Source organism: Microbacterium sp. A84 (assembly GCF_051842815.1).
Taxonomy (GTDB): Bacteria; Actinomycetota; Actinomycetes; order Actinomycetales; family Microbacteriaceae; genus Microbacterium.
The window spans coordinates 113,222-137,601 of sequence record NZ_JBPXMS010000004.1 but is presented as its reverse complement, the minus strand read 5'-3'; the positions used below and the strand labels follow the sequence as shown (position 1 = coordinate 137,601).

Annotated in this window: 23 protein-coding genes; 9 read left to right on the top strand and 14 right to left on the bottom strand. The window is 64.4% G+C overall.

What is annotated here, in order from left to right; genetic code table 11:
* Positions 1–18 precede the first annotated feature (18 nt).
* The 8 genes from ACSU04_RS15460 to sdhC are packed head-to-tail and all read right to left on the bottom strand — an operon-like array spanning position 19 to position 7,382.
* Positions 19–699: a hypothetical protein gene (locus ACSU04_RS15460; protein WP_439280569.1), complete on the bottom strand. Its 681-nt coding sequence runs from the start codon at positions 697–699 to the stop codon at positions 19–21.
* Positions 700–733: 34 nt separating this feature from the next.
* Positions 734–1,738: a tryptophan--tRNA ligase gene (trpS, locus tag ACSU04_RS15455; protein WP_439280568.1), complete on the bottom strand. Its 1,005-nt coding sequence runs from the start codon at positions 1,736–1,738 to the stop codon at positions 734–736.
* A gap of 37 nt (positions 1,739–1,775) precedes the next feature.
* Entirely contained in the window at positions 1,776–2,630 is an 855-nt protein-coding gene (locus ACSU04_RS15450) for an exodeoxyribonuclease III (RefSeq protein ID WP_439290197.1), read from the bottom strand.
* 9 nt (positions 2,631–2,639) lie between these two features.
* A complete protein-coding gene (locus ACSU04_RS15445) occupies positions 2,640–3,851 on the bottom strand; it encodes a YihY/virulence factor BrkB family protein (RefSeq protein ID WP_439280566.1) in 1,212 nt (403 codons plus the stop codon).
* Between the two features lie 60 nt (positions 3,852–3,911).
* The gene (locus ACSU04_RS15440; protein WP_439280565.1) at positions 3,912–4,670 is read right to left on the bottom strand and encodes a succinate dehydrogenase iron-sulfur subunit; all 759 of its coding nucleotides are present in this window, start codon (positions 4,668–4,670) and stop codon (positions 3,912–3,914) included.
* Between the two features lie 2 nt (positions 4,671–4,672).
* A complete protein-coding gene (sdhA, locus tag ACSU04_RS15435) occupies positions 4,673–6,478 on the bottom strand; it encodes a succinate dehydrogenase flavoprotein subunit (RefSeq protein WP_439280564.1) in 1,806 nt (601 codons plus the stop codon).
* A 17-nt stretch (positions 6,479–6,495) separates the two neighbouring features.
* Positions 6,496–6,948, bottom strand: a complete 453-nt coding sequence (locus ACSU04_RS15430; protein ID WP_439280563.1) for a succinate dehydrogenase hydrophobic membrane anchor subunit — start codon at positions 6,946–6,948, stop codon at positions 6,496–6,498.
* Positions 6,948–7,382: a succinate dehydrogenase, cytochrome b556 subunit gene (gene sdhC, locus ACSU04_RS15425; protein ID WP_439280562.1), complete on the bottom strand. Its 435-nt coding sequence runs from the start codon at positions 7,380–7,382 to the stop codon at positions 6,948–6,950. Before sdhC ends, ACSU04_RS15430 begins: the two co-directional genes overlap by 1 nt.
* Positions 7,383–7,549: 167 nt before the next feature.
* On the opposite strand from sdhC, the gene ACSU04_RS15420 reads away from it, so the two are divergent.
* The 9 genes from ACSU04_RS15420 to ACSU04_RS15380 all read left to right on the top strand — a co-directional run bounded on the left by ACSU04_RS15420 (position 7,550) and on the right by ACSU04_RS15380 (position 18,189).
* Entirely contained in the window at positions 7,550–8,665 is a 1,116-nt protein-coding gene (locus tag ACSU04_RS15420; RefSeq protein ID WP_439290196.1) for a mannose-1-phosphate guanylyltransferase, read from the top strand.
* Between the two features lie 139 nt (positions 8,666–8,804).
* On the top strand, positions 8,805–9,902 hold the full coding sequence (locus ACSU04_RS15415; protein WP_439280560.1) for a BMP family lipoprotein: 1,098 nt from the start codon (positions 8,805–8,807) through the stop codon (positions 9,900–9,902).
* A 114-nt stretch (positions 9,903–10,016) separates the two neighbouring features.
* Entirely contained in the window at positions 10,017–11,570 is a 1,554-nt protein-coding gene (locus ACSU04_RS15410; protein WP_439290195.1) for an ABC transporter ATP-binding protein, read from the top strand.
* Positions 11,567–12,853: an ABC transporter permease gene (locus ACSU04_RS15405; RefSeq protein WP_439290194.1), complete on the top strand. Its 1,287-nt coding sequence runs from the start codon at positions 11,567–11,569 to the stop codon at positions 12,851–12,853. Before ACSU04_RS15410 ends, ACSU04_RS15405 begins: the two co-directional genes overlap by 4 nt.
* Positions 12,850–14,130 carry an ABC transporter permease gene (locus tag ACSU04_RS15400; RefSeq protein ID WP_439290193.1) on the top strand — a complete coding sequence of 427 codons (1,281 nt, stop codon included), beginning with the start codon at positions 12,850–12,852 and terminating at the stop codon, positions 14,128–14,130. Before ACSU04_RS15405 ends, ACSU04_RS15400 begins: the two co-directional genes overlap by 4 nt.
* Before the next feature lie 7 nt (positions 14,131–14,137).
* Positions 14,138–14,536, top strand: coding sequence for a cytidine deaminase (locus ACSU04_RS15395; protein WP_439280556.1), 399 nt, complete (start codon positions 14,138–14,140; stop codon positions 14,534–14,536).
* Positions 14,533–15,825 (top strand): thymidine phosphorylase, encoded by a 1,293-nt coding sequence (locus ACSU04_RS15390; protein WP_439290192.1) that lies wholly within the window; start codon positions 14,533–14,535, stop codon positions 15,823–15,825. The genes ACSU04_RS15395 and ACSU04_RS15390 overlap by 4 nt, the downstream gene beginning before the upstream one ends.
* A gap of 60 nt (positions 15,826–15,885) precedes the next feature.
* Positions 15,886–17,004: an adenosine deaminase gene (locus ACSU04_RS15385; protein WP_439280554.1), complete on the top strand. Its 1,119-nt coding sequence runs from the start codon at positions 15,886–15,888 to the stop codon at positions 17,002–17,004.
* A 24-nt stretch (positions 17,005–17,028) separates the two neighbouring features.
* On the top strand, positions 17,029–18,189 hold the full coding sequence (locus ACSU04_RS15380) for a polysaccharide deacetylase family protein (RefSeq protein ID WP_439290191.1): 1,161 nt from the start codon (positions 17,029–17,031) through the stop codon (positions 18,187–18,189).
* A 33-nt stretch (positions 18,190–18,222) separates the two neighbouring features.
* Here the strand turns inward: ACSU04_RS15380 and ACSU04_RS15375 are convergent, their stop codons facing one another.
* The 6 genes from ACSU04_RS15375 to ACSU04_RS15350 form a co-directional block, all read right to left on the bottom strand.
* The gene (locus ACSU04_RS15375; RefSeq protein ID WP_439290190.1) at positions 18,223–18,960 is read right to left on the bottom strand and encodes an alpha/beta hydrolase; all 738 of its coding nucleotides are present in this window, start codon (positions 18,958–18,960) and stop codon (positions 18,223–18,225) included.
* Positions 18,961–18,990: 30 nt separating this feature from the next.
* Complete coding sequence (locus ACSU04_RS15370) at positions 18,991–19,434, bottom strand: HAD family hydrolase (protein WP_439290189.1); 444 nt, start codon at positions 19,432–19,434, stop codon at positions 18,991–18,993.
* A 223-nt stretch (positions 19,435–19,657) separates the two neighbouring features.
* Entirely contained in the window at positions 19,658–21,037 is a 1,380-nt protein-coding gene (locus tag ACSU04_RS15365; protein ID WP_439290188.1) for an MFS transporter, read from the bottom strand.
* A gap of 96 nt (positions 21,038–21,133) precedes the next feature.
* Positions 21,134–22,108 carry an SDR family oxidoreductase gene (locus ACSU04_RS15360; RefSeq protein ID WP_439290187.1) on the bottom strand — a complete coding sequence of 325 codons (975 nt, stop codon included), beginning with the start codon at positions 22,106–22,108 and terminating at the stop codon, positions 21,134–21,136.
* Positions 22,105–23,055: a bile acid:sodium symporter family protein gene (locus ACSU04_RS15355; RefSeq protein WP_439290186.1), complete on the bottom strand. Its 951-nt coding sequence runs from the start codon at positions 23,053–23,055 to the stop codon at positions 22,105–22,107. Before ACSU04_RS15355 ends, ACSU04_RS15360 begins: the two co-directional genes overlap by 4 nt.
* Complete coding sequence (locus ACSU04_RS15350; protein WP_439290185.1) at positions 23,052–24,341, bottom strand: flavin-containing monooxygenase; 1,290 nt, start codon at positions 24,339–24,341, stop codon at positions 23,052–23,054. The genes ACSU04_RS15355 and ACSU04_RS15350 overlap by 4 nt, the downstream gene beginning before the upstream one ends.
* Between the last annotated feature and the right edge of the window lie 39 nt (positions 24,342–24,380).

Genomic DNA, 24,380 nt, shown 5'->3' with positions numbered 1-24,380 from the left:
GCGTGATGGCGGGATCGATCAGGAACCGAAGGCGGCGAACGCACCCGCGCTTGCGCCGGCGGCGAGCGTGACGAACAGCACGATGAAGAAAATAATCGGTGCAAGGACGGCCAGGATCAGCGCAGCGATACCTGTTCCTCGACCCTGCCGCTTCGCGATGGCCATGATGGCGAGTACGATCGCGGCGATACCGGCGAGCGTGCCGACCCAGAATCCGATCTCGCCCAGCAGCACCTGCTCGCGCACCGGGGCAAGGAACGAGAGGTCGCTGGCATCGGCATCGACGTACTGCATGACCGACGGCAGTGTGTAGCCGATCTGATAGCCCGAGATGCCGGCGACGATCGGCGTGACCACTGCCGCGACCAGTGACAGCACCAGCGCAATGATCCCGAGGAGGCTCGACTTTGGCTGCGTGGCCTCCGGTGCCTGGTAATCGCCCACAGGAGCGCCGTAGCCGCCCACAGGAGCGGCGTACGCGCCAGGAGGCATCTGCGGCGCGGGTGCAGCAGGCGTCTGGTAGCCCGGCGCGATTGGCAGCTGGTGGTAACCGGGCGCTGCGGGTGCCTCCGGGTAGCCGGGCGCTGCGGGGGGCGTCTGGTAACCGGGCGCTACCGGTACTGGCGGTACTACTGGCATTGGCGGTACCGGCGGTACGGAGCCGTAAGGTGCGGACGGCGGAAGTTGCGGATCAGTCACGCACTCATCCTATGGTGCCTGACTGATCCAACTGTCAGACGCGACGGAGCAGGCCGACCTTGTCATAGACATCAGCGAGCGTCGCATCGGCGACGGCATCCGCCTTGGCCGCGTTGATCGCAAGGATGCGGTCGAGCTCTGCAGGGTCATCGAGCAGCTCAAGAGCGCGGGCGCGCACCGGCTCGAATTCTGAGACGACGACCTCGGCAAGACCCTTCTTGAAATCACCGTAGCCACGGCCTGCGTACTCGTCTTCAATCGAGGCCACCTGGCGGCCGCTGAGGGCGGCGTAGATCGTCAGCAGGTTCGAGACGCCAGGCTTGTTCTCGCGGTCGAAGCGGACGCTGCCCTCGTTATCGGTGACCGCGCGCATGATCTTCTTTGCTGACTTCGCCGGGTCGTCCAGCATCCACAGCACGCCTGCTTCGCTGTCTGCCGACTTCGACATCTTCGACGTCGGATTCTGCAGGTCGTAGATGCGGGCGGTGTCTTTCTGGATGACCGGCAGCGGAACGACGAACGTCTCACCGAAGCGCGAATTGAAGCGCTCCGCGATATCGCGAGTGAGCTCGACGTGCTGCTTCTGGTCGTCACCGACCGGCACGATGTCGGTCTGGTACAGCAGGATGTCGGCTGCCATCAGCACCGGATAGGTGAACAGGCCAACGCTCGTGGCGTCCGCGCCGTAGCGTGCGGACTTGTCCTTGAACTGGGTCATCCTGCCGGCTTCACCGAAACCGGTGAACGTGCTGAGGATCCATGCCAGCTCGGCGTGAGCGCGCACGTGTGACTGTACGTACAGCGTTGACTTCGAAGGCTCGATGCCTGCGGCGATGTATTGTGCGGCCGTTCGGCGCGTCTTCTCGCGGAGTTCTTTCGGGTCCTGCGCGACGGTGAGCGCGTGCAGATCGACGACCGAGAAATAGGCGTCGTACGACGTCTGCAGATCCCGCCACTGCAGGAGCGCCCCGATGTAGTTGCCGATCTGGAGAGAGTCGGCGGAGGGCTGCATTCCTGAGTAAAGGCGAGGTTTCGTCACGGGACCAATCTTACGCGGCTGTCGGCGGTCGCTCGGATCAGATCCGGTAGTCGACGATCACCGGCGCGTGATCACTCCAGCGCTCTGCGTAGGAAGCTGCGCGGGCGACGCTGTATGCCTGCACGCGCTCGGCGAGCGTCGGGGTGGCGAGGTGGTAGTCGATCCGCCAGCCGGTGTCGTTGTCGAACGCCTGGCCGCGTGCCGACCACCAGGTGTACGGCCCTTCGACCTCACCGTGGACGTGGCGGCCGACATCAACCCATCCGAGTCCGGTGCCAACGGTGCCATCGACGCCGGTGATCTCGGCGCCCGCTTCACCAAGGAAACGATCGAAGTATGCGCGCTCCCGTGGAAGGAACCCCGCCTTCTTGCGGTTGCCCCGCCAGTTCTTGATGTCGAGTTCGCGGTGACCGACGTTAAGGTCGCCGGTGACGACAGCGAGCGCGTCGCCCTGCCCGAGCTCGCCCTGCCCGAGCGCGCTCAGCCGGGGCCCAAAGGCGTCGAGGAACTTCCACTTCTCGTCCTGCTTCGGCGTGTCAGCTTCGCCCGAGTGCACGTACGCACTGACAACGGTCAGCACGCGGTCGCCGAAGGTGAAGTCACCTTCGATCCAGCGGCCTTTCGAGTCGAAGTCATCGGCGCCGAAGGTCGTGCGGCTTGCCAGCGCTGGCAAGCGGCTCGCAATGGCGACGCCTGCGCGGCCTTTTGCCGTGGCCTCATCGTGGATGATGTGCCAGCCGGGAAGCGCCGCCTCGAGGTGTTCATCTTGCCCACGTACCTCTTGCAGAGTGAGGATGTCGACATCGGCCGTGTCGAGCCATGTGCTCATTCCGTTGCGAGCCGACGCCCGAATTCCGTTGACATTGACCGAAGCTACGCGCAGATGAGGCATGTAACCAGCCTATCGAGAGCGTCGGACATCACCTTCCGAGCGGGTGAGCGCTGTGAGCAGCCGATGGGCGGCTGGAGCATCCGCAGTCGTGGTCTCTGGCGGATTGGCGACGAGATCTGCGAGCTCGGCCGTTGCCGCATTCACTGCTCTTTTCGCTCCCCAGACGCGATACCAGGGTGCGGTGCCCTGCGCCGCGCGAGCATCACGAAGGCGGATGCGTGCGGCCACCACCAGAGCGTGATATTCGGCCGCGATGCGTTCCGCCTCGCTCTGTTGCAGCAGAGGCAGATCACGATCCTGTGCGGAGACGGCGATCCACGCCGAAGCCACCAGCATGACCACGCCGTTGACCCGGAACCAGAGCAGCAGACCGATGAAGATCGCGAACGTGGCAAGGAGCGGATTGGTCGGCGTGTAGCTCAGCAGGAAACCCACACCGAACTGCAGCACGGTCATGGCGCCGCCGCCGAGGAGTGCGCCGGGCCAGATCGTGCGCCAGCGCAGCGAGGTGCCGGTGAGGAAACGCACCATCGTGGCAAGCGCACCCGAGAGCAGGACGAACGAGATGAGGATGGTGCCGATGCGGATGAGCAGGTTCACCGCACTGGAGCCTGCGTCCCAGCCCAGCAGCGTGAGGAGCCAGCTCAGTGTGGCCGCACTGGCATAGCTGAGCACTGACCCCACGACCAACGACGCCCCGAAGATGAGCGCGGCGAGCAGATCACGCGCCTTGAGCAGCACGTAACTGCGCCGGTCAGGGGGAAGTCCGAACATGTCGCGCACGGCGCGTCGAGAGAATGTCACCCAGCCGATGGCTGTCCAGATGACCGCAACCAGCGCGATCAGACCGGTGATGCTGAGCACTCCAGTGGTGTTCTTGGCGATTTCGTGGGCCTGCGCCGGAGTGACCACGCCGTATGGCGGGTCGCTGATCAGATTGGGGATGTAGCTGTTGATCATCGCGATCAAGGCGTCGACGGCCTCGGCGCTGCCGCCCAGCCACAGACCGGCGACCGCGAACGCGAGGTAGATCGCCGCGAAGATGGCGAACAGTGCCTGATAGCTGACTCCCGCTGCGAGCAGGAAACCGTTGTTCTGCAGGAAATGACGCCATACCCGCACCGGAAACAGCCCGAGAGTGCGTTTGGTCAGTGTGGTGGCGCGCTCGACCGCAACGCCCAGGCGACCGGCTTCAGGTTCATCGGCCTCAGAAACAGACACGCCCCCACCCTATCCAGGGTGGGGGCGTGTCGATGACAGAAATCTGCTTCTGTCGAAGGGTCAGCGACCTCCGCGCAGAATAGCCTGCTTGACCTCGGCGATCGCCTTGGTGACCTCGATGCCTCGCGGGCAGGCCTCCGAGCAGTTGAAGGTCGTGCGGCAGCGCCAGACGCCTTCCTTGTCGTTGAGGATGTCTAGACGCACATCCGCGTTGTCGTCACGCGAATCGAAGATGAAGCGATGCGCATTGACAATCGCGGCCGGGCCGAAGTACTGGCCGTCGGTCCAGAACACCGGGCACGACGAGGTGCACGCAGCGCACAGGATGCACTTGGTCGTGTCGTCGAAGATCGCGCGGTCAGCAATCGACTGCACGCGCTCCTTGCCCTTCTCGGGTGCGGAGCCGGAAATAAGGAACGGCTGCACCTCGCGGAAGGAGGCGAAGAACGGCTCCATGTCGACGATGAGGTCCTTTTCCAGGGGCAGACCCTTGATGGCCTCGACATAGATCGGCTTCGAGATGTCGAGATCCTTGATCAGCGTCTTGCAGGCCAGGCGGTTGCGGCCGTTGATGCGCATGGCATCCGAACCGCAGATGCCGTGCGCGCAGGAACGGCGGAAGGACAGCGAACCGTCGACCTCCCACTTGATCTTGTGCAGCGCGTCGAGTACCCGGTCGGTCGCGTAGAGCTCGACGTCGTAGTCGACCCAGCGCGGCTCGGAATCCTTTTCGGGGTCGAACCGGCGCACGATGAACGTGACCAGGAATGACTGGACGGCCGACTCCACGGCAGGTGTCTCTGCAACAGCGTTCGACATGCTCAGTACTTCCTCTCCATCGGCTGGTAGCGGGTCATGACGACGGGCTTCCAATCGAGTTTGATGTGGTCGGCCGGTGTCGACGAGTGCGGGTCGCCGGTCAGATAGGCCATCGTGTGCTTCATGTATTTCTCGTCGTCGCGGTGGGGGAAGTCGTCGCGCATGTGACCGCCACGGCTCTCTTCGCGGTTCTGCGCGGCGTAGACGACGACCTCAGCGATGTCGAGCAGGAAGCCCAGCTCGATCGCCTCGAGCAGGTCGGTGTTGAACCGCTTGCCCTTGTCATCGACGTAGACGTTCTTGTAACGCTCGCGCAGTTCCTTGATGACGCCGAGCACGTGCTCGAGCGAATCATGGGTGCGGAAGACCTGAGCGCCGAGATCCATCTCGTCCTGCAGCTTCTTACGCAGGACCGCCACCCGCTCGGTGCCGTTGCTGGTGCGCACGTTCTCGAGCAGCCCGGAAACGAAGGCAGCCGGGTTCTCGGGGAGAGGGACGAACTCTGCAGTCTTGGCATACGCGACGGCGTTGTTACCGGCACGCTTTCCGAAGACGTTGATATCGAGCAGCGAGTTCGTGCCCAGCCGGTTCGAGCCGTGCACCGAGACGCAGGCGCACTCGCCGGCGGCGTACAGGCCAGGAACGACGGTGTCGTTATCGGCCAGCACCTCAGCGTTGTTGTTGGTGGGGATACCGCCCATGGCGTAGTGCGCGGTCGGCATCACTGGCACCGGCTCGGTAACAGGGTCGACACCCAGGTAGGTGCGTGCGAACTCGGTGATGTCGGGAAGCTTGGTCTCCAGCACCTCCGCACCGAGGTGGGTGCAGTCCAGGTACACGTAGTCCTTGTTCGGACCGGCACCGCGGCCGTCGAGAACCTCCTGCACCATGGACCTGGCCACGATGTCACGCGGAGCGAGGTCCTTGATGGTGGGGGCATAGCGCTCCATGAAGCGCTCACCGGATGCGTTGCGCAGAATCGCGCCCTCACCGCGGGCGCCCTCGGTGAGGAGGATGCCGAGCCCGGCGAGGCCGGTCGGATGGAACTGGAAGAACTCCATGTCCTCGAGCGGGAGGTTCTTGCGCCAGATGATGCCGACGCCGTCACCGGTGAGGGTGTGTGCGTTGGAGGTGGTCTTGTAGATCTTGCCGAAGCCGCCGGTCGCGAAGATCACGGCCTTCGCCTGGAAGACATGCAGCTCGCCGGTGGAGAGGTCGTATGCGACGACGCCTGCAACCTGCGTGCTGCCGTCCTCGGCCTTGACCGTGATCAGGTCGAGAACATAGAACTCGTTGAAGAAGTTGATGCCGAGGCGAACGCAGTTCTGGAACAGCGTCTGCAGAATCATGTGGCCGGTGCGGTCTGCCGCGTAGCAGGCGCGGCGCACGGGCGCCTTTCCGTGCTCAGACGTGTGACCGCCGAAACGACGCTGATCGATCTTGCCCTCTGGCGTGCGGTTGAAGGGCAGGCCCATGTTCTCGAGGTCGATGACCGCGTCGATGGCCTCCTTGGCGAGGATCTCGGCCGCATCCTGATCGACGAGATAATCGCCACCCTTGACGGTGTCGAAGGTGTGCCACTCCCAGTTGTCTTCCTCGACGTTCGCGAGGGCCGCAGCCATGCCGCCCTGCGCCGCACCGGTGTGCGAGCGAGTCGGATAGAGCTTGGAGATCACGGCCGTCTTCGCCCCGGGGCCTGCTTCGATGGCAGCCCGCATACCGGCGCCACCGGCGCCGACGATGACGACGTCGAACTGGTGGTAGTGCACGCCGTCACGGACGACGGAATCCTGCGTCTCAGTAGTCACTTCTCGTAGCTCTCTTCTCAGTTCGGGAACACGCCCATGGCGGCGCACTCTTTCACCAGCGTGCTGCCCTCGGTGAGACCGAGGCAGGGGTCAAATGTGAATACGACCAGGGTGCCCAGCACGATCAGCAGTGCCGCGGCCAGGCCGATCGCCCAGACGAGGGCCGTGCGAACCTTGGGCGTGGTCACGTAGTCGTTGACGATCGTGCGCATGCCGTTGCCACCATGCAGGAGCGCGAGCCACAGCATCAACACGTCCCACCACTGCCAGAACGGCGTGGCGAACTTGCCGGCGATGAAGGCGAAGTCGAGGGCATGGATACCATCGCCGACCATCAGGTTGACGAACAGGTGTCCAAAGATCAGAACGATCAGGACGACGCCGGATGCTCGCATGAACACCCAGCCCCACTTCTCGAGGTTGATCCCACGGCGGCGGCGCGCCGGTGCGGCGACAGTCTGAGCGGACATCAGTGGCCCCCTCCGAATCCTGCGAAAGCGAGCATGAGGTGACGGCCGGAGAAGCCGGCCATCAGGACGAGCCACACGGCGATGACGCCCCAGAACAGCTGCCTATGGAAACGCGCACCCTTGGACCAGAAGTCGACAAGGATGATGCGCAGGCCGTTCATCGCGTGGAAGACGATGGCCGCGACCAACACGACCTCGCCCAGCGCCATGATCGGGGTCTGGTACGCGCCGATCACTGCGTTGTACGCCTCGGGGGAGACGCGGACCAGTGCTGTGTCGAGCACATGCACCAGTAAGAAGAAGAAGATGGCGACTCCGGTGATGCGATGAAGCACCCACGACCACATGCCTTCGCGTCCCCGGTAAAGGGTGCCGCGTGGCGCTTTGGACGTGGTTTCCGAAATCGACGGTGTCAAGCGAGTGCCTGCGGACACGGTCGTCCTCCCTGGTCGATGCGACGTCGGCAGCGGCTCCTGAGTCCGAACTGACCACAGGGCTGCCCGATCGTGTCCCATCCTATTCCTGTTCAAACGCTGGGAGCGAGGAAGGCTCGCCTAACTATCTCGATATCAAGATTCTTCGCGCGGGTTACGCTGGGGGTATGACCGAGCCGTTCGACGACTTTTACGCAGTGATTCCCGCCGGTGGCATCGGGAGCAGGCTGTGGCCGCTTTCCCGAGCGGATGCGCCGAAGTTCCTGCATGACCTCACTGGGTCCGGAAACTCGCTGCTTCGCGACACCTGGGATCGGCTCGAGCCGATGACGGGGCCAGACCGTATCGCGGTCGTGACCGGGCGTGCGCACCGCGCCGCCGTCGAGGCAGAGCTCCCGGGCATCGCCGATATGAACGTGTTCCTCGAGTCCGAGCCGCGGGACTCCGCCGCAGCCATCGGCCTGGCCGCCGCGATTCTGCATCGCCGCAACCCAGACGTCATCATCGGCTCGTTCGCCGCAGACCACGTGATTCGAGGCACCCGCACCTTCGAATTCGCGGTCGAGCAGGCCGTTGCGGTCGCTCGAGCCGGTTATATCTGCACGATCGGCATTCAGCCGTCGGAGCCATCCGTCGGCTTCGGCTATATCGAAAAGGGCGATGAGCTCATCATCGACAGGGCCCCGGAAGCGGCCACGGTCGTCCGCTTCGTGGAAAAGCCCGATCTCGAGACCGCCACGCAGTACTTCGCTGACCGCTCCTTCCTGTGGAACGCCGGCATGTTCATCGCCAAGGCAAGTGTGCTGCTGGAAGAACTCGCCGCGAACGAGCCCGAGATGCATGCGGGCCTGCTCGAACTCGCCGAAGCATGGGACGATCGCGAGCGACGCGGTCCGGTCGTCGATCGCGTCTGGCCGAAGATCAAGAAGGTCGCTATTGACTACGCAGTGGCCGAGCCTGCTGCCGAGAAGGGGCGCCTTGCGGTGATCCCCGGGCACTTCGATTGGGACGACGTGGGAGATTTCGCATCCCTCACCAAACTCATCAGCAACGGGCGCAAGAACGACCTTGCCGTGCTCGGACCGAACGCTCGAGTGCTCTCGGATGCAGCGACCGGAATCCTCGTCAGCCAGACCTCACGAGTGATCAGTCTCATCGGCGTGAAGGACATCGTGGTCGTCGATACTCCCGACGCGCTGCTGGTCACCACGACCGAGCATGCGCAGCGGGTGAAGGGTGTCGTCGAGTCACTGAAGCTCACCGGTCAAGGAGACGTGCTCTGAGAGGTGCTCTCAGACGCACATCCGATCTGTTTCGAGTTTGTAACCATTAACGCAGTCACTCTCAATAGCGGCGTCATAGTAGGTAACTTAGGCATTGGGACCCTGCGATTGGCGCAGGCCAGTAGTCGTGGAGGCTTACGTGACCATTAGCACCAAGAAGCGCGCACTCGCCGCGCTCGTGGCGACCGGCGTCGCCGTTGCACTGGCAGGCTGCGGCGCAGCTCCGGAAGAGACCGGCGGCGGCACCGCCGGCGGTGCCGAGACTATCGACTTCCTTCCCTGCATCGTCTCTGACCAGGGTGGCTTTGACGACAAGTCGTTCAACCAGCTTTCCTTCGAAGGCATGAAGCAGGCCGCTGACGAACTTGGCGTCGGGTTCAAGAACCCTGAATCCAACAGCGAGACCGACTTCGCCCCCAACCTGGAGAGCCTCGTCTCGGAGGGTTGCAACGCAATCATCTCCGTCGGCTTCGCGCTTTCGGCTGCGACCGTCGACAGCGCACTGGCCAACGAAGACATCGACTACATTCTCGTCGACGACGCTGCCGACAACGACTTCGACGGCGAGAAGGATGCCGACAACGTCAAGCCGCTGCTCTACAACACGGCTGAGGCCGCATTCCTCGCTGGCTACCTGTCTGCCGGGTACTCCGAAGCAGGCAAGGTCGGCACCTACGGCGGCATGGAGTTCCCGACCGTGACGATCTTCATGGATGGCTTCTACCAGGGCGTCAACTACTACAACGAGCAGAACGGCACAGCCGTCGAGGTCGTCGGCTGGGACGGCACGACCGGGACCTTCACCGGCGGATTCGAGGCTGGTCCCGAGGCCAAGACGGTCGCGCAGAACATCATCGACCAGGGTGTCGACGTGCTGCTGCCGGTCGGCGGTCCGATCTACCAGTCCGGTCTGCAGGCCATCAAGGAGTCCGGCCGGGACATCGCACTGATCGGCGCAGATGCCGACTTGTTCGTCACCGACCCGACCACCGCGGACTTCGTGATGACCTCGATTCTCAAGGACATGAAGCTCTCCACCTACGAGGCCACGATGAGCAGCGCGAACGGCGAGTTCGACGCGACTGCCTACATCGGCACGCTCGAGAACGAGGGCGTCGGCATTGCCGAACTGCACAACTTCGAAGACAAGGTCGACCCCGAGCTGTGGGCGGCTGTCGAGGCACTGCAGGAGCAGATCATCAGCGGTGACATCACCGTCACCTCGTACCTCGACTGATCGAGGACGACCCACTAAAAGGGGAGGTCGGCCAACCGCCGGCCTCCCCTTGTCGATGCCCGGCGCCCACAGGAGCTTGGGACGAAGCGCTCTTTGCTGGTTAGGATCTGACACATGAAGCTTGAACTGCGCGGCATTACAAAGAGGTTCGGCGCGCTGACGGCCAACGACCACATCGATCTCACGATCGAGCCGGGGGAGATCCACTGTCTCCTTGGCGAGAACGGTGCGGGCAAGTCGACGCTGATGAACGTGCTCTACGGCCTGTACCAGGCCGACGAGGGTGAGATCCTGCTGGACGGTGTCGAACAGCACTTCGCAGGACCGGGTGATGCGATGGCCGCCGGTATCGGCATGGTGCATCAGCACTTCATGCTGATCCCCGTGTTCACCGTCGCTGAGAACGTCATGCTGGGGCACGAGAAGACACGCTTCGGCGGACGACTGGACCTCTCGGCTGCGCGAGCGATGGTGCGCGAGATCTCCGATCGCTTCGGATTCAATGTCGACCCTGACGCGATCATCGAAGACCTGCCCGTCGGTGTACAGCAGCGAGTGGAGATCATCAAGGCGCTCTCGCGTGATGCGAAGGTGCTCGTTTTCGATGAGCCCACTGCAGTGCTCACCCCTCAAGAGACCGACGAGCTCATGGCGACGATGCGCACGCTCCAGGAATCCGGAACGTCGATCGTCTTCATCACCCACAAACTCCGTGAGGTCCGCGAAGTCGCGGATCGCATCACGGTCATCCGGCTGGGAAAGGTCGTCGGCGAAGCGTCGCCGACCGCCAGTAACCAGGAACTCGCCGCACTCATGGTGGGGCGTGCCGTCGAGCTCACCGTGCACAAGGACGCACCGAAGCTCGGCGAAGAGGCACTCGTCGTGAAGGAGCTCACGGTCACCGATCCGTTCGGTACCGTGCTCGTGGACGACGTGTCATTCTCGGTGCGAGCCGGCGAGGTGCTCGTGATCGCGGGTGTACAGGGCAACGGCCAGACCGAGCTCACCGAGGCCATCGTCGGCCTGCAGCCGCGGACCGAGGGCAGCATCCGTCTGAACGGAGCTGAACTGATCGGACGTTCCGTCCGCGAGATCCTCGATGCTGGCGTCGGCTTCGTCCCAGAGGACCGCAGCGTCGACGGTCTCGTCAAGGAATTCTCCATCGCGGAGAACCTCATGCTGGACCGCTCGGTCGGTGCCCCATTCGTGAAGGCCGGCACTCTGCAGTTGCAGGCACTGGACACCTTTGCCAAGGAGAAGATCGCCGAGTTCGACATCCGCACCCAGGGGTCGACGCAGCAAGCGGGGCGACTGTCGGGCGGAAACCAGCAGAAGGTCGTGCTGGCGCGCGAGCTCAGCCGCGACCTCTCGCTGTTCGTCGCGGCGCAGCCGACTCGCGGCGTCGATGTCGGCTCAATCGAATTCATTCACACGCGCATCGTCGAGACACGAGACTCCGGCATCCCCGTCGTCGTCATCTCCACTGAACTCGATGAAGCGGCGGCCCTTGCCGATCGCATCATGGTGATGTACCGAGGCAAGGTCGTCGGCATCGTGCCGGGTGATACCTCGCGCGCGCAGCTCGGCCTCATGATGGCGGGCATGGTCGAGACCGACACGACCGTTGCCGTCGATCCCATCACACCGTCCGAGGAGGCAGGCGCATGAGTGCTCCCACACCGGCTCCGATCAAGTCCCCACCGGCAGACTTCGGCATTGAGCCATCACGGTGGACCAGCGCGTTGCAGCGTGTCTCCACCGGCAACGGCATGATCTCGGTGCTGTCGGTGATCCTGGCACTGATCGCCGGTGCGATCATGATCGCGTTCACGGATCCCGATGTGCAGCGCACCGCCGGCTACTTCTTCTCACGTCCGCAGGACATGCTCGCCGCGGTGTGGGCTGCCGTCTCAGGAGCATACGTCGCGCTCTTTCAAGGCGCGGTCTACAACTTCCGCGTCGACGGGTTCGCCGCCGGAATCAAGCCGCTCACCGAGACGCTGAAGTTCGCAACGCCGCTGATCGCCGCCGGTCTCGGCGTCGGTCTCGCGTTCCGCGCCGGTCTTTTCAACATCGGCGGTCAGGGCCAGATGCTCATGGCCGCTGCAGCCGCGGGCTGGGTGGGTACGAGTCTGAACCTGCCGTGGCCGCTGCACATGCTCGTCGCCATCATCGCGGGAGTCATCGCCGGTGCTCTCTGGGCCGGCATCGCCGGGCTCCTGAAGGCGCGCACCGGTGCGCACGAGGTGATCGTGACGATCATGCTCAATCACATCGCCTTCTACCTGTTGGCGTGGATGCTCGCCACCCCCGGCATTCTGCAGGCTCCAGGCTCCAGCAACCCGAAGACCGCTGCGATGGCGGAGTCGGCGCTGCTGCCCGGCATCCTCGGCTCGCAGTACAAGCTGCACGCGGGTTTCATCCTTGCGTTGATCGCCGTCGCATTCACATGGTGGCTCCTGGAGCGCTCCAGCCTCGGGTTCCGATTCCGGGCGGTGGGGGAGAACCCCGCGGCGGCGAAGGTCGCCGGCATCAGCGTCGGCAAGATGTACTTCCTGGTGATGGTGATCGCCGGCGGGCTGATCGGCATTGCCGGTGTCAGCCAGATGCTCGGCACCGTCACCAGCGGGTTCGGCGGTGACATCGATGCCGGCATCGGCTTCGACGCCATCACGGTCGCGCTGCTCGGTCGATCCACGCCGCTGGGCATCCTCGCCGCCGGCATCCTGTTCGGTGCGTTCAAGGCCGGCGGATTCGCGATGCAGGCTTCGGAGAACGTGCCGATCGAGATCGTGCTCGTCGTGCAGTCGCTGATCGTGCTGTTCATTGCCGCACCGCCGCTCGTTCGTGCGATCTTCGGCCTGCCACAGCCCGGCACACGCAAGAAGCCGAAGAAACCGAAGACGCCGAAGAAGAACGCCGCGCAGATCGCCGAGGAGGTGTCCGCATGACCATCAGTGCTGAAGTGGTCGTCAGTGACGAGCAGCGTCGCGTCACCGTCACCTCGTGGAAGACACCGATCATCTTCGGTCTGTTCACTGTTCTGTTCGCGCTATTGCCGTTGCTCGTTCCGCGGGAGGGCGTGAGCACGTTCCGTCTGGTCCGCTCCGCGAACGCGGCGATCCAGCTCCCAGAGCTCGTGCTTCCGGCTAACGCGACAGCGTGGGTGTGCGTGGCTCTCCTCGCCGCGACCACGGTGCTCTCTGTCGTATGGACGCGTGCGCGCCGCAAGCTCCCGCTTTGGCTGACCGTGGTCTACGTCGCGATCCTGATGATCGGGTTCCTCGCCTGGGCATCGGCGGGCGGAACACTTCCCATGATCGGTTTGCTGGGCGGCGCCCTGGCGCTCGCCACGCCCCTGATCTTCGGAGCGCTCGGAGGCGTGATCGGTGAGCGGGTCGGTGTCGTCAATATCGCGATCGAAGCGCAGCTGCTCGCCGGTGCCTTCTTGGCCGCGGTCGTTGGCTCGGCGACAGGTAGCCCATGGGCAGGCCTCATCGCTGCGATGTTCGCCGGTGCGCTGGTCGCGCTCGTACTCGCGGTGTTCGCGATCACCTATTACGTCAATCAGGTCATCGTGGGTGTCGTGCTCAATGTGCTCGTCGCTGGGCTCACGACGTTCCTCTACCGCCAGGTGCTGAACCCGAATGCCGCCGAGCTTAACTCTCCGGAGCTTTTCCCGGTGATCTCCATCCCCGTGCTCAGTGAAATTCCGGTTCTCGGACCGGTGCTGTTCCGTCAGACGATCATCGTGTATCTGATGTATGTCACGGTGTTCCTGGTCTGGTTCGGGCTGTACCGCACGCGCTGGGGCCTACGCCTGCGCGCGGTCGGCGAACACCCTCAGGCCGCTGACACAGTGGGCATCAAGGTGGTTCCCACGAGGTACTGGAACATGATGCTCGCCGGCGCCATTGCTGGCATGGGCGGAGCGTTCTACACACTGGTCAGCAACCCGCAGTTCGGTCGTGAGATGACCGCGGGCGCCGGTTACATCGCACTTGCCGCCGTCATCTTCGGTAAGTGGGACCCGATCCGCGCGACGCTTGCGGCGCTGCTGTTCGGCTTCGCCACCAACCTTCAGGGCGTGCTCAGCGTCATCGGTTCGCCGGTGCCGAGCCAGTTCATGCTGATGCTGCCGTATGTCGTGACGATCTTCGCCGTCGCAGGTCTCGTCGGACGATCTCGTCCGCCGGCTGCGTCGGGCGAGCCGTATATCAAGAGCTAGAGGAACAATGACTGACATCGACTGGGACGAGCTGCGTCAGGTCGCAAGCGACGCCATGCGCAAGGCGTATGCGCCGTACTCGCGATACAAGGTGGGCGCCGCCGCTCTCGTGGCGGACGGCCGGATCGTCGCCGGATGCAACGTGGAGAACGCCTCTTACGGGGTCACCCTGTGCGCCGAGTGCGCACTGGTCGGCGATCTGCACATGTCTGGCGGCGGGAAGCTCGTCGCGTTCGTGTGTGTCAACGGCGACGGCGAGACCATCATGCCGTGCGGCCGCTGCCGGCAGCTTCTCTTCGAGCACTCAATGCCGGAGATGCTGCTGGAGACCGTGAGTGGCATCCGCACCATTGATGAAGTTCTGCCGGATGCGTTCGGCCCCCGCGATTTGGAGAATGCCCGATGACTGTAGAAGCTTTTGACGCGATCGACGTCATCCGCGCCAAGCGCGATGGGGGTGCGGTGCCGGAGCCGGCGCTGCGGTGGATGGTCGACGCGTACACGCGCGGCTTCGTGTCAGATGCGCAGATGGCATCCTTCGCGATGGCGATCTTCCAGCGCGGGATGCACCGGGACGAGATCCGGGTGCTCACCGACGCGATGATCGCCTCGGGAGAGCGGATGAGTTTCGCCGCCCTCGGCAAGAAAACGGTCGACAAGCACTCCACGGGCGGCGTCGGTGACAAGATCACGTTGCCGCTGGCTCCTCTCGTGGCATCGTTCGGTGTCGCGGTGCCGCAGCTGAGCGGTCGAGGCCTCGGGCACACTGGCGGCACGCTCGACAAGCTCGAGTCGATCCCTGGCTGGCGCGCTGCGCTGAGTAACGAGGAGATGTTCGCCCAGATGCAGGGCGATGTTGGCGCCGTGATCTGCGCTGCCGGGTCTGGACTCGCGCCCGCTGACAAGAAGCTGTACGCGCTGCGTGATGTCACTGGTACCGTCGAGGCCATTCCGCTGATCGCGTCCAGCATCATGTCGAAGAAGATCGCCGAAGGCACCGATGCACTGGTGCTGGACGTCAAGTTCGGATCCGGCGCCTTCATGCAGGACATCGATCGCGCCCGGGAGCTCGCGCAGACGATGGTCGCGCTCGGCACCGATTCCGGTGTTGCCACCACCGCGCTGCTGACCGACATGAACGTGCCACTCGGCTTCGCGATCGGCAACGCGAATGAGGTGCGCGAATCGGTGGAGATCCTCGCCGGTGGCGGACCGGCCGATGTGCGTGAGCTCACGGTCGCGCTGGCGCGCGAGATGCTCGCCCTCGCAGGACTCCCGGATGCGGATGTCGAAGCAGCACTCGATGACGGACGCGCCATGGACACCTGGAACGCGATGATCCGTGCGCAGGACGGCGATCCGGATGCGGCGTTGCCGACCGCACGCGAGACACATGTCGTGACGGCTCCCACCGACGGCATCGTGACGCGGATGGATGCACTGCCGTTCGGTATCTCAGCGTGGCGCCTGGGAGCCGGACGAGCCCGTGCAGAAGACCAGGTCGTGCATGCGGCCGGTATCGATCTGCACGCCAAGCCGGGCGACCGTGTCGCTGCCGGCCAGCCGCTGTTCACGCTTTCGGCGCAAGACGAGGCGCGCTTCCCGCGTGCGTTGGAAGCGCTGGAAGACGCATGGGCGCTCGGGGACTCGGCACCGGAGATCAGGCCGCTCGTTCGCGAGCGCATCACCGCGTAGGCTGGAGTATTCGCCGCTCGCTTTCCCCATCGACGCGGCGGTCTCTGAGAGGAAAACCCCATGTCGATCGCTTCCGACGGTGACATCAAGATCCAGGGCGTCTCGCTGCGCTCACTGCCGAAGGTCTCGCTGCACGATCACCTCGATGGGGCAGTGCGCCCTGCGACGATTGTGGAGTTGGCTGCGGAGATCGGGCTTGATCTGCCCGCCAGCGATGCGCGTGGTCTCGGCGACTGGTTCTCGAAGCAGAGTGACTCGGGCTCCCTCGTGGAGTACCTGAGGGCCTTCGAATTCACCATCGGCGTGATGCAGACGGCCGAGGCCCTCACCCGCGTTGCGCGGGAGTTCGTTGAGGACTTGGTCGAAGACGGCGTGATCTACGGTGAGATGCGCTGGGCGCCGGAGCAGCATCTGACCCGCGGCCTTTCCCTGGATGACGCGGTCGATGCCGTGCAACAGGGCATTGAAGAGGGCGAGGATGCCGCCGACAGTGCCGGTCACAGCATCCGGGTCGGTCAGATCCTCAGCGCCATGCGACACAGCGACCACTCGCTCGAGATCGCAGAGCTCGCAATCGCCCACCGCGATCGTGGCGTGGTCGGCTTCGACATCGCTGGTCCGGAAGAGGGTTATCCCGCCTCTCAGCACCGTGCGGCGTTCGACCTGCTGGCAGAGAACTTCATGCCCGTCACCGTGCATGCCGGTGAGGCCGCAGGACTCGCATCCATCCGCAGTGCGCTCCTTGACGGACGGGCCGTGCGCCTGGGGCACGGTGTGCGTCTTGTCTCTGACCTCGATGTCATCACCCGTGAGGGCGACGAGGTGCAGGTCGAGTTCGGCGACCTTGCCCGGTGGGTGCGCGACCGAGAGATTCCTCTGGAACTGTCGCCGTCCTCGAACGTGCACACCGCGGCGATCGAAGCGTGGGGCACAGAGATCGCGGATCACCCCTTCGACCTGCTGTACCAGCTCGGTTTCGCCGTCACCGTCAACGTCGACAACCGCACGATGAGCCGCACTTCGCTGACTCGTGAGCTTGCTCTGCTGGTGGATGCTTTCGGCTACGACCTCGAAGACCTCGAGGCTTTTCAGTTCAACGCCGCATCCGCAGCTTTCCTGCCCGTCGAGGCGCGCGAAGAACTCGTCGAGATGATCGCGCAAGGGTTCCAGAGCACGTGATGAAGTGCCCATAGGATTCTGTCTATGGGTAATGAATGGCACCGAAGTGAGCGCACCGCGAGGCGTGCGCGCATCCGTCGAAACCGACGGGTCTGGCTTGTCAGCACCGTTGCCGTGATCGTCGTGCTTGGCGTGAGCTTGTCGATCGTGCTCGCGAGCCTGCAGGCACCGGCCGAGGCCGAGACAGCGCCAGAAGCGGCGTCAGGAACCCAGACACCGACTCCGGAGCACACACCACTCACCCCGGTCGAGCAGCTGCTCGCCGATGCAGACGATGATCTCGCCTGCGCGGTGACGTTCGCCGGTGACGGGATCGCCGACGCACCGATGCTGCAGGTGCAGGGCACGCTGTATGCGGCGCTGCCGATTCCCGCGCAGGACGGAATGGCCTTCGGCGGCTGGTACACGAGTGCGGAGACGGCGGCTGCGTTCCAGGCCGACGCCCGAGTCAACGGCGCGGACGCCGTGACCTGCGACAACCAGCAGCGCGAACTGCACGGCTCGTGGATGCCGGCCGAGCAGAACGCCGCGGCGGGCACCGAAGTACCGATCCTGATGTACCACCAGTTCACCACCAGGCCCGAGGGTGAGGATGGCTGGTTGCGCGGGAACTACGCGTACATCGGTGACTTCGAGGCGCACATGACTCACATCGCCTCCACCGGCTTCTACCTGCCGACCTGGGACGAGCTGAGCGCGTTCATCGACGGGCGTTTGTACCTTCCGCCGCGATCTGTGATCGTGACGGACGATGACGCCGACCAGACCTGGTTCGATCTGGCGGCACCGATCGTGGAGCAGCAGAAGGTACTGGCCACGTCGTTCATGGTCACGGCATACCGCTCTGACCCGGCGCCGTCACCGTACGTGCTGCGGCGCTCGCACACCCACGACATGCACGAAGCAGGAGCCAATGGCGACGGCCGGATGGTGAACTGGACGGCCGACGAGATCGCCGCAGATCTGAACACCTCCGGTGATCTGCTGGGAGCGCGCGAAGTGATCGCCTACCCGTATGGCCACTACAACGACACCGCAAAACAGGGTGTTGCGCAGGCGGGCTACGAGATGGCGCGCACGATCGAACCAGGCAAGGTCGTCATCGGCACCGACAAATACGCACTGCCGGTTGTGCGGATCGACTACGGGATGGGCCTGGACTCGCTCATCTCGCGCATCGGCTGAGGGCCTGTTCGGGTTGAATGACCCTGAGCTCAGCTAGCGGCTCAGGAATGCCCCGACCAGGTAGGTGACGGTCGCGTGCATTTGCTCGTCGGAGATCGTCGGGATGCCATCGCCGCTCTGTGAGCCGTAGTCGCCAAAGGATGCGTGAGACGCGCCAGCGATCTCGATGAGCTCGGCACTGTCGGGGAGCAGAGGCCGAGCATCGGCGATCTTCGCGGGCGTGGACAGCTTGTCTTCGCTGCCGGCGAGGCTCAGGACGTCGAGATCTGTGTCCGAGAGGTCGGTCGCGCAGTAGGAGCCGAAGAGTACGAGCGCATCGGCATCCGTCGCCAACTGGCAGGCGCGCACCCCGCCGAGAGAGTGTCCGCCAACACCCCAGGAGTCGATCTCCGGCGCAGCGGAGGTGAAGGCATCCAGCCCTCGTAGATCGAAGAACGCCAGGTTCAGCCAGGGCCGAGTGATCACTACGGTGGTGCCCTCCTCAGCGATACCCTGCAGAATCGCGACGTACGCCCACGGATCGACCTTGGCTCCGGGGATGAACACCAGGCCGATCTCCGAATCGCCGTCTGCCGGGGCAAGCACGATGCCTTCCGGAGCATCCTCGATCGTGATGTTCGGGTTGGCTTGTGCGCTTGCGAGCGGAGCCTTCTCCGCCGCCATCACGCCGATCTGAGTCCACGCGAGGACTCCCGCGATAAGCAGAACGAGGAGGATGAGGAGGCCCCACCCCACTCTGGCGATGATCCGGCGGCGGCGTTTGTTGTGCACAGATCCAAGAGTATCTGGCGGTGAGAGTGACTAGATATCTCGCAAATGGCGTCCCCCGGCCGACAAGAGCATTGAACTCGACTGCTTCTGGATCGCACGGCGAAGGGCAACCACGATGGCGCGCGAGGATGCGGCGACGCGTGTCACATGAGGGTAGGCGTCCAGCTCTGGCATCATCTCCCCGACGACGATCGCTCGGTCGGCGGTGAGCAGCAGCTCACGGTCATTGACGTCGTTGCCGAGCGCGAGCAACGATTCCCCGGCACGGCGCAGCCGTCGAACACCATCGGCCTTGTTCGCACCGCGCGCCACGACATCGGCGTCACCGGTCGTATGCGGATACACCTCACCCGCCGCTCCGGCGAGGAGGGCGAGCTCCTCGGCCCACCCAGCGCCTGTGGCGATACTCACCTTGACGACGTCGTCGAGCAACGGCGAGGCCTGCGCGAGCGTGATGCGAGCCGTCGTCCCCATCCACGGAAGCGCTTCAGGGTGGCTCGCGGCAAATCGATCTCCATACTCCACGCAGAACCGCTCGCCGCGCTCCCACTGATCACGCGGGGTGAGCGTGCGGTCGCGACGGAGAGCGCGACATAGTCGCGTGCCACGATCCGGGTCAATGCCGCACGGATGAGTGGATGCGGCGGTTGCCCGGCGAACGCGATCGTGCCGTCCAGGTCGGTGGCAACGTGAAGATTCATCGTGCTGCCGTAGCCTTCATCGTTGCCGTCGCAGCAGCGGCGGCATCCGTGCGCAATCGTGCACGAAGCAGCACGATCGCCGCGGCGAGAAGTCCGGTGGCAGCGAACCCCGCAGACCAGAACATTGCCGTAGCGATACTCAGCCCGGATGCCGCGGTTGGCACGACGCTGAGGGCTGTGAGTGTGGCGATCCCCATTGCGCCTCCGATGTTCTGTGCTGTGGTGAGCAGGCCCGCCGTCGTCGCTCTCGTTTCAGGAGGAGTGGCATCCACCGCTCCGACGGAGGCGGCAGGGAAGCACAGGCCGAGTGAGATACCGACACCGGCCATCGAAGGGAGGATCCCCACCCACACCGGAGCGCCGTGCGCGGACCCCAGCCAGAGGAGGCTGAGGATGAACACGCCCGCTCCCAGAGCGAACACCCGCGGAGCGCCCCACGTGGTGACCAGGCGTGCGCCGACACCGGCGGAGAGACTGAACAGGATGGGTTGCGGCACGATCAGCAGTGCGACCGCCAGCGCCGACGCACCCTGCCCATCGCTGAGTCCGAGGCTGAGCGCATACATTGATCCGACGACGCCGGCGAAGAGGCCACCCAGCCCCAGGCAGGCGGCACGCACGCGGGGAGACGACACGACCGACCTCGGGATGTCACGGACGCCGCGCCGGGCGATCAGCCACGTTGCGAGCAGAATGACGAGGATCCCCTCGATCGCGAGTGCGAGCGGCGCAAGAGTGGTGAGGGCACCGACGAGGTGCACGGTGAGCATCAGGCAGATGGTGAGCAGCACCGCACCGATGATGTCGGGGCGCCCCTGTGCGCGGATACTGGCCGAATGGATGCCGTAGGTGGCAGCGAAGACCAGCACAACGGCCGGGACGGAGATGAGGAAACTCCAGCGCCATCCGAACCACGTCACCGCAGCACCGGGAACGACCAGGCCGAGCGAGAAGCCGACCGCTCCCATCGCACCGTAGATCGCTACGGCGCGGTTGCGGCTTGCCCCCTCAGGCAGCCCGGCGGTGATCAGTGCGAGTGCGGCGGGAGCGCTGAGCGCAGCGCCGGCGCCCTGGATGACGCGGCCCACAATCAAGAGGGCAGATGAGGGCGCCACGGCACACACCACACAGCCGAGGCCAAACAGGGCGATGCCCGCGAGGAACACCCGCCGCCGGTCGAGCCGGTCGGCGAGTGCTCCTGCGATCGGAAGGAGGCCTGCATAGGCGATGAGAAACGCACTCGCGACGAGCTGAAGCTCGCCGTCCGAGAGCGAGAGTTCCGTGCGCAGAGCCCCCAGCTGCACATTGATTCCCGACGTGCTCATACCCTCCAGCAACAGCGCCAGACAGATGATGATCATCCTGAATCGACCCATACCGGCCATCCCCAACCCCCTCCGGAACCGGAATGTCCGGTCCGAGAGGAAGTGTGCGTGACATGACTTTCTTCAGGCTTTCATCGAGACGATGGATTAAGTGCGGGAGGGCGCGGCGACGTGCGGGTGCGTCGTCAGGTACTCCTCGAAAGCCTCGCGGCTGGTTCGGGTCGGGGTGAATCCGAAATCGTCCTTCAGCCGGTCGTTCGCCAGCACCGGACGGTAGCGCAGAAACGGCACTTTCTCCGGTCCGTGGGGTGTCAGCCGCAGCGTCCGTCCGACGCCGAGCGCGGCGGACAGCGCCCACGCCGGGATCGTCAGCAGCGGCTTACCCAGCCGTGCCGCGATCTCGGACACTGTGAGGCGTCCGTCGCCGGCGACGTTGAAGATGCCGGCTGGGCCGTCCGTCGCCGCGCGCACCATGGCCGCGGCGACATCGTCGACCCAGATGAACACGAAGGGGGAGTCTGAGCCGGTGATGCTCAGGATGCGCCGCCCATCCCAGAGCGCGGTGATTTGATTACGCACGTCTGGGCCGAGGATGGTGCCGATGCGGAAGATCACCTGTTCCAGTTCCGGATGAGCACGGCGGTACTCGGCGAGCATCTCCTCGACCAGCCTCTTGTGCCGTGAATAGGGGAAGGCGTCATTGCCGCGTACCGGCTGTGACTCGTCGATCCACTCCGGGTTGTCGGCGTGATAACCGTAGGCGGCCCCGGAACTCGACACGACGATGCGCGACACCCCGGTCTCGACGCACGCCGCCAGCACATTCGCAGTGCCGGTCACGTCGACGCGATATTCGAGGTCGACATCGGCGCCGGGATTGACGATGGCGGCGAGGTGCACGACGGTGTCGATGTGGTGTTCACGCAGCACGGGAGCGATGCTCGCGGCATCCGTCACGTCCAGCACCACGTGTGTGATGCCGTTATGGGCGTGGCCGTGATGTGCACTGCCGGTGTGCAGATCCGCCGCGATGACGATCTCTACGTTCTCGCGCACCGCGAGCATCGAGGCCACATGCGTGCCGAGAAAACCGCTGCCTCCGGTGATGAGAACCCGGCTCATGTGCTGGCCGCCGTGCGGTGGCTGGTCGCATCACCCGACGCGGATCCGGTGCGCCTCTTGGTGTGCCATGCCCACAGCCCGGCAACCACGAGCCCAGCGATGATGTCCCAGATGCCCCACCATCCGGCCACGATCGCCATGCCACCGAGGCCATCGAAGAACACGAACACCAGGCCGAGCCCGAGACCCGCGTTGCGGATACCGACCTCGAAGGTGATCGCCTTGCGCTCACGGGTGCCGAGGCCGCCCAGAACCGCTGTGCTGTAGCCGAGAAGCAGCGCGACGGCATCGTGGATCGTGACGACGAGAAGGATAATTCCCAGCACCTGTACGAATACGGACCAATTGCCGATCAGCGCCACGACGATGAAGCCAACGAGAGCGATCAGGCTGAACCACTTCACGAACGGATGCGCCTTCGCAGCCAGCCGAGGAAGCTTCGCGCGCACCAACAGGCCGACCGCAAAAGGCAATCCGATGATCAGGACGATCTCCAGCAGCATCTTTAGCGGGTCCAATGCGACCTGACGCAGCACGGCGCTCGCCGTCGGATGCAGAGAACCCCAGAAGGCGATGCTCAGCGGCATGGCGATGATGTACAGCAGGTTGCCGACGGCTGTCATCGATACCGACAGTGCGACATTGCCTCCGGAGCGGTGCGTGAGCACCTGCGAAATATTGCCGGGCGGGCAGCAGGCCACCAGGATCATTCCCATAGCCATGGACGCAGTCACCGGCAGCACGAGCGTCAGCAGGAAGGTGACGGCGGGCAGCAGCAGAAGCTGAGCGAGGATCGCGATGATGAACGGCTTGGGATGCTTCGTCACTACTCGGAAATCGCTCGGTGCGGTGTCCAATGCGATGCCGAGCATGATCAATCCGAGGACGATGTTCAGGATCGTGAGCGAACCGGGGGCGAAGCTGAGGACGACGTCATCGACGTTCATATCGACCCCAGTGACATGCGCTCGGTGCGCATGGCCGCGCGATAGGCATCCTTGTTGACGTAGTACGACATCCGCTCCAGCCCCAGGTAGTGGTAGCCACCGGTGAGATCTGGCCATGGTGCGCTGGTGACTCGCTGCCGGAAACGCGCTGCGCTGTCGGGGGCGTTCTCGACCGCGGCGAGATACGCGGCGAGCAGCTCTGCCTGCTCGAAACGGCCCTGCCATCCGATGCCGGATGCCTCGATCATGCCCATCACATACAGCCCGTTGAAGGCGGCGGGGAAGATGTTCAGGAACAGCCGTGGTGCGGCTCCACGCCAGGAGAGATGCGCGCGATCCACGAAGGGATAGTCCAGGTGGTATCCGGTCGCCAGCAGCACGGCGTCGTAGTCGTCCCTGCTGCCATCGCGGAAATGCACGGTGTGCCCGTCGAAGCGGGCGATGTCTGCTCGTACGCGCAGGTCGCCCTGGCCGAGGTGGTTCAGCACCATGGTGTTCACGATCGGATGCGACTCGTAGATGCGGTAGTCGGGCTTGGGGAAACCGAACCGCACCGGGTCCCCGGTGAACATCTTCAGCACGCGGGAGTCGACGGCCTGCTTGATGCGCGCCGGTAACGGCCGGCCCTGGTTCAACGTGTCGCTGGGCCGGCCGAACAGATAGCGCGGCACGAAGTAGTAGCCGCGCCGCACACTCATGTCGATGGATGCCGCGTGGTGCACGGCATCCACGGCGATGTCACAGCCAGAGTTACCCGCGCCGATGATCAGCACGCGCTTGCCATCGAGTTGCCTGGCATCCTTATATGCGCTTGTGTGCATGAGTTCGCCGCTGAAGTCGCCGGCGAAGGTGGGGATGTTCGGCTCGGCGAGTGTGCCGTTCGCGAGGATGACGCCCGCGTACCAGCGGGTGGTCTCGCCTTCAGAGGACGCGGCGGTGAGGTCCCACCCGGCACCCCGGGGTTCGAGACGGGTGACGCGGCTATCGAAGCGGAACAGCGCGGTCAACCCGAAATGATCTGCGTAGGACTGGAAGTACTCGCGCAGCACACGGTGATTCGGATAATCGACGGGGGTGGCCATCGGGAACTCGGTGAACTCGGTTGTCGTGCGCGATGAGATCAGGTGCGCTGACTCGTACATCGTGCTGCGAGGATTATCGATGTCCCACAGTCCGCCGACGCCGTGGGAGGCCTCGTAGCCATCGATCTCGATGCCCTGCTTCTGCAAGGCTCGCGCTGCGGCCAACCCTGATGGGCCCGCGCCGATAACGGCGTATCTGCTCATTCTGCTCCCCGCACGACGGTGTGCTCGATCTGTGTCCCC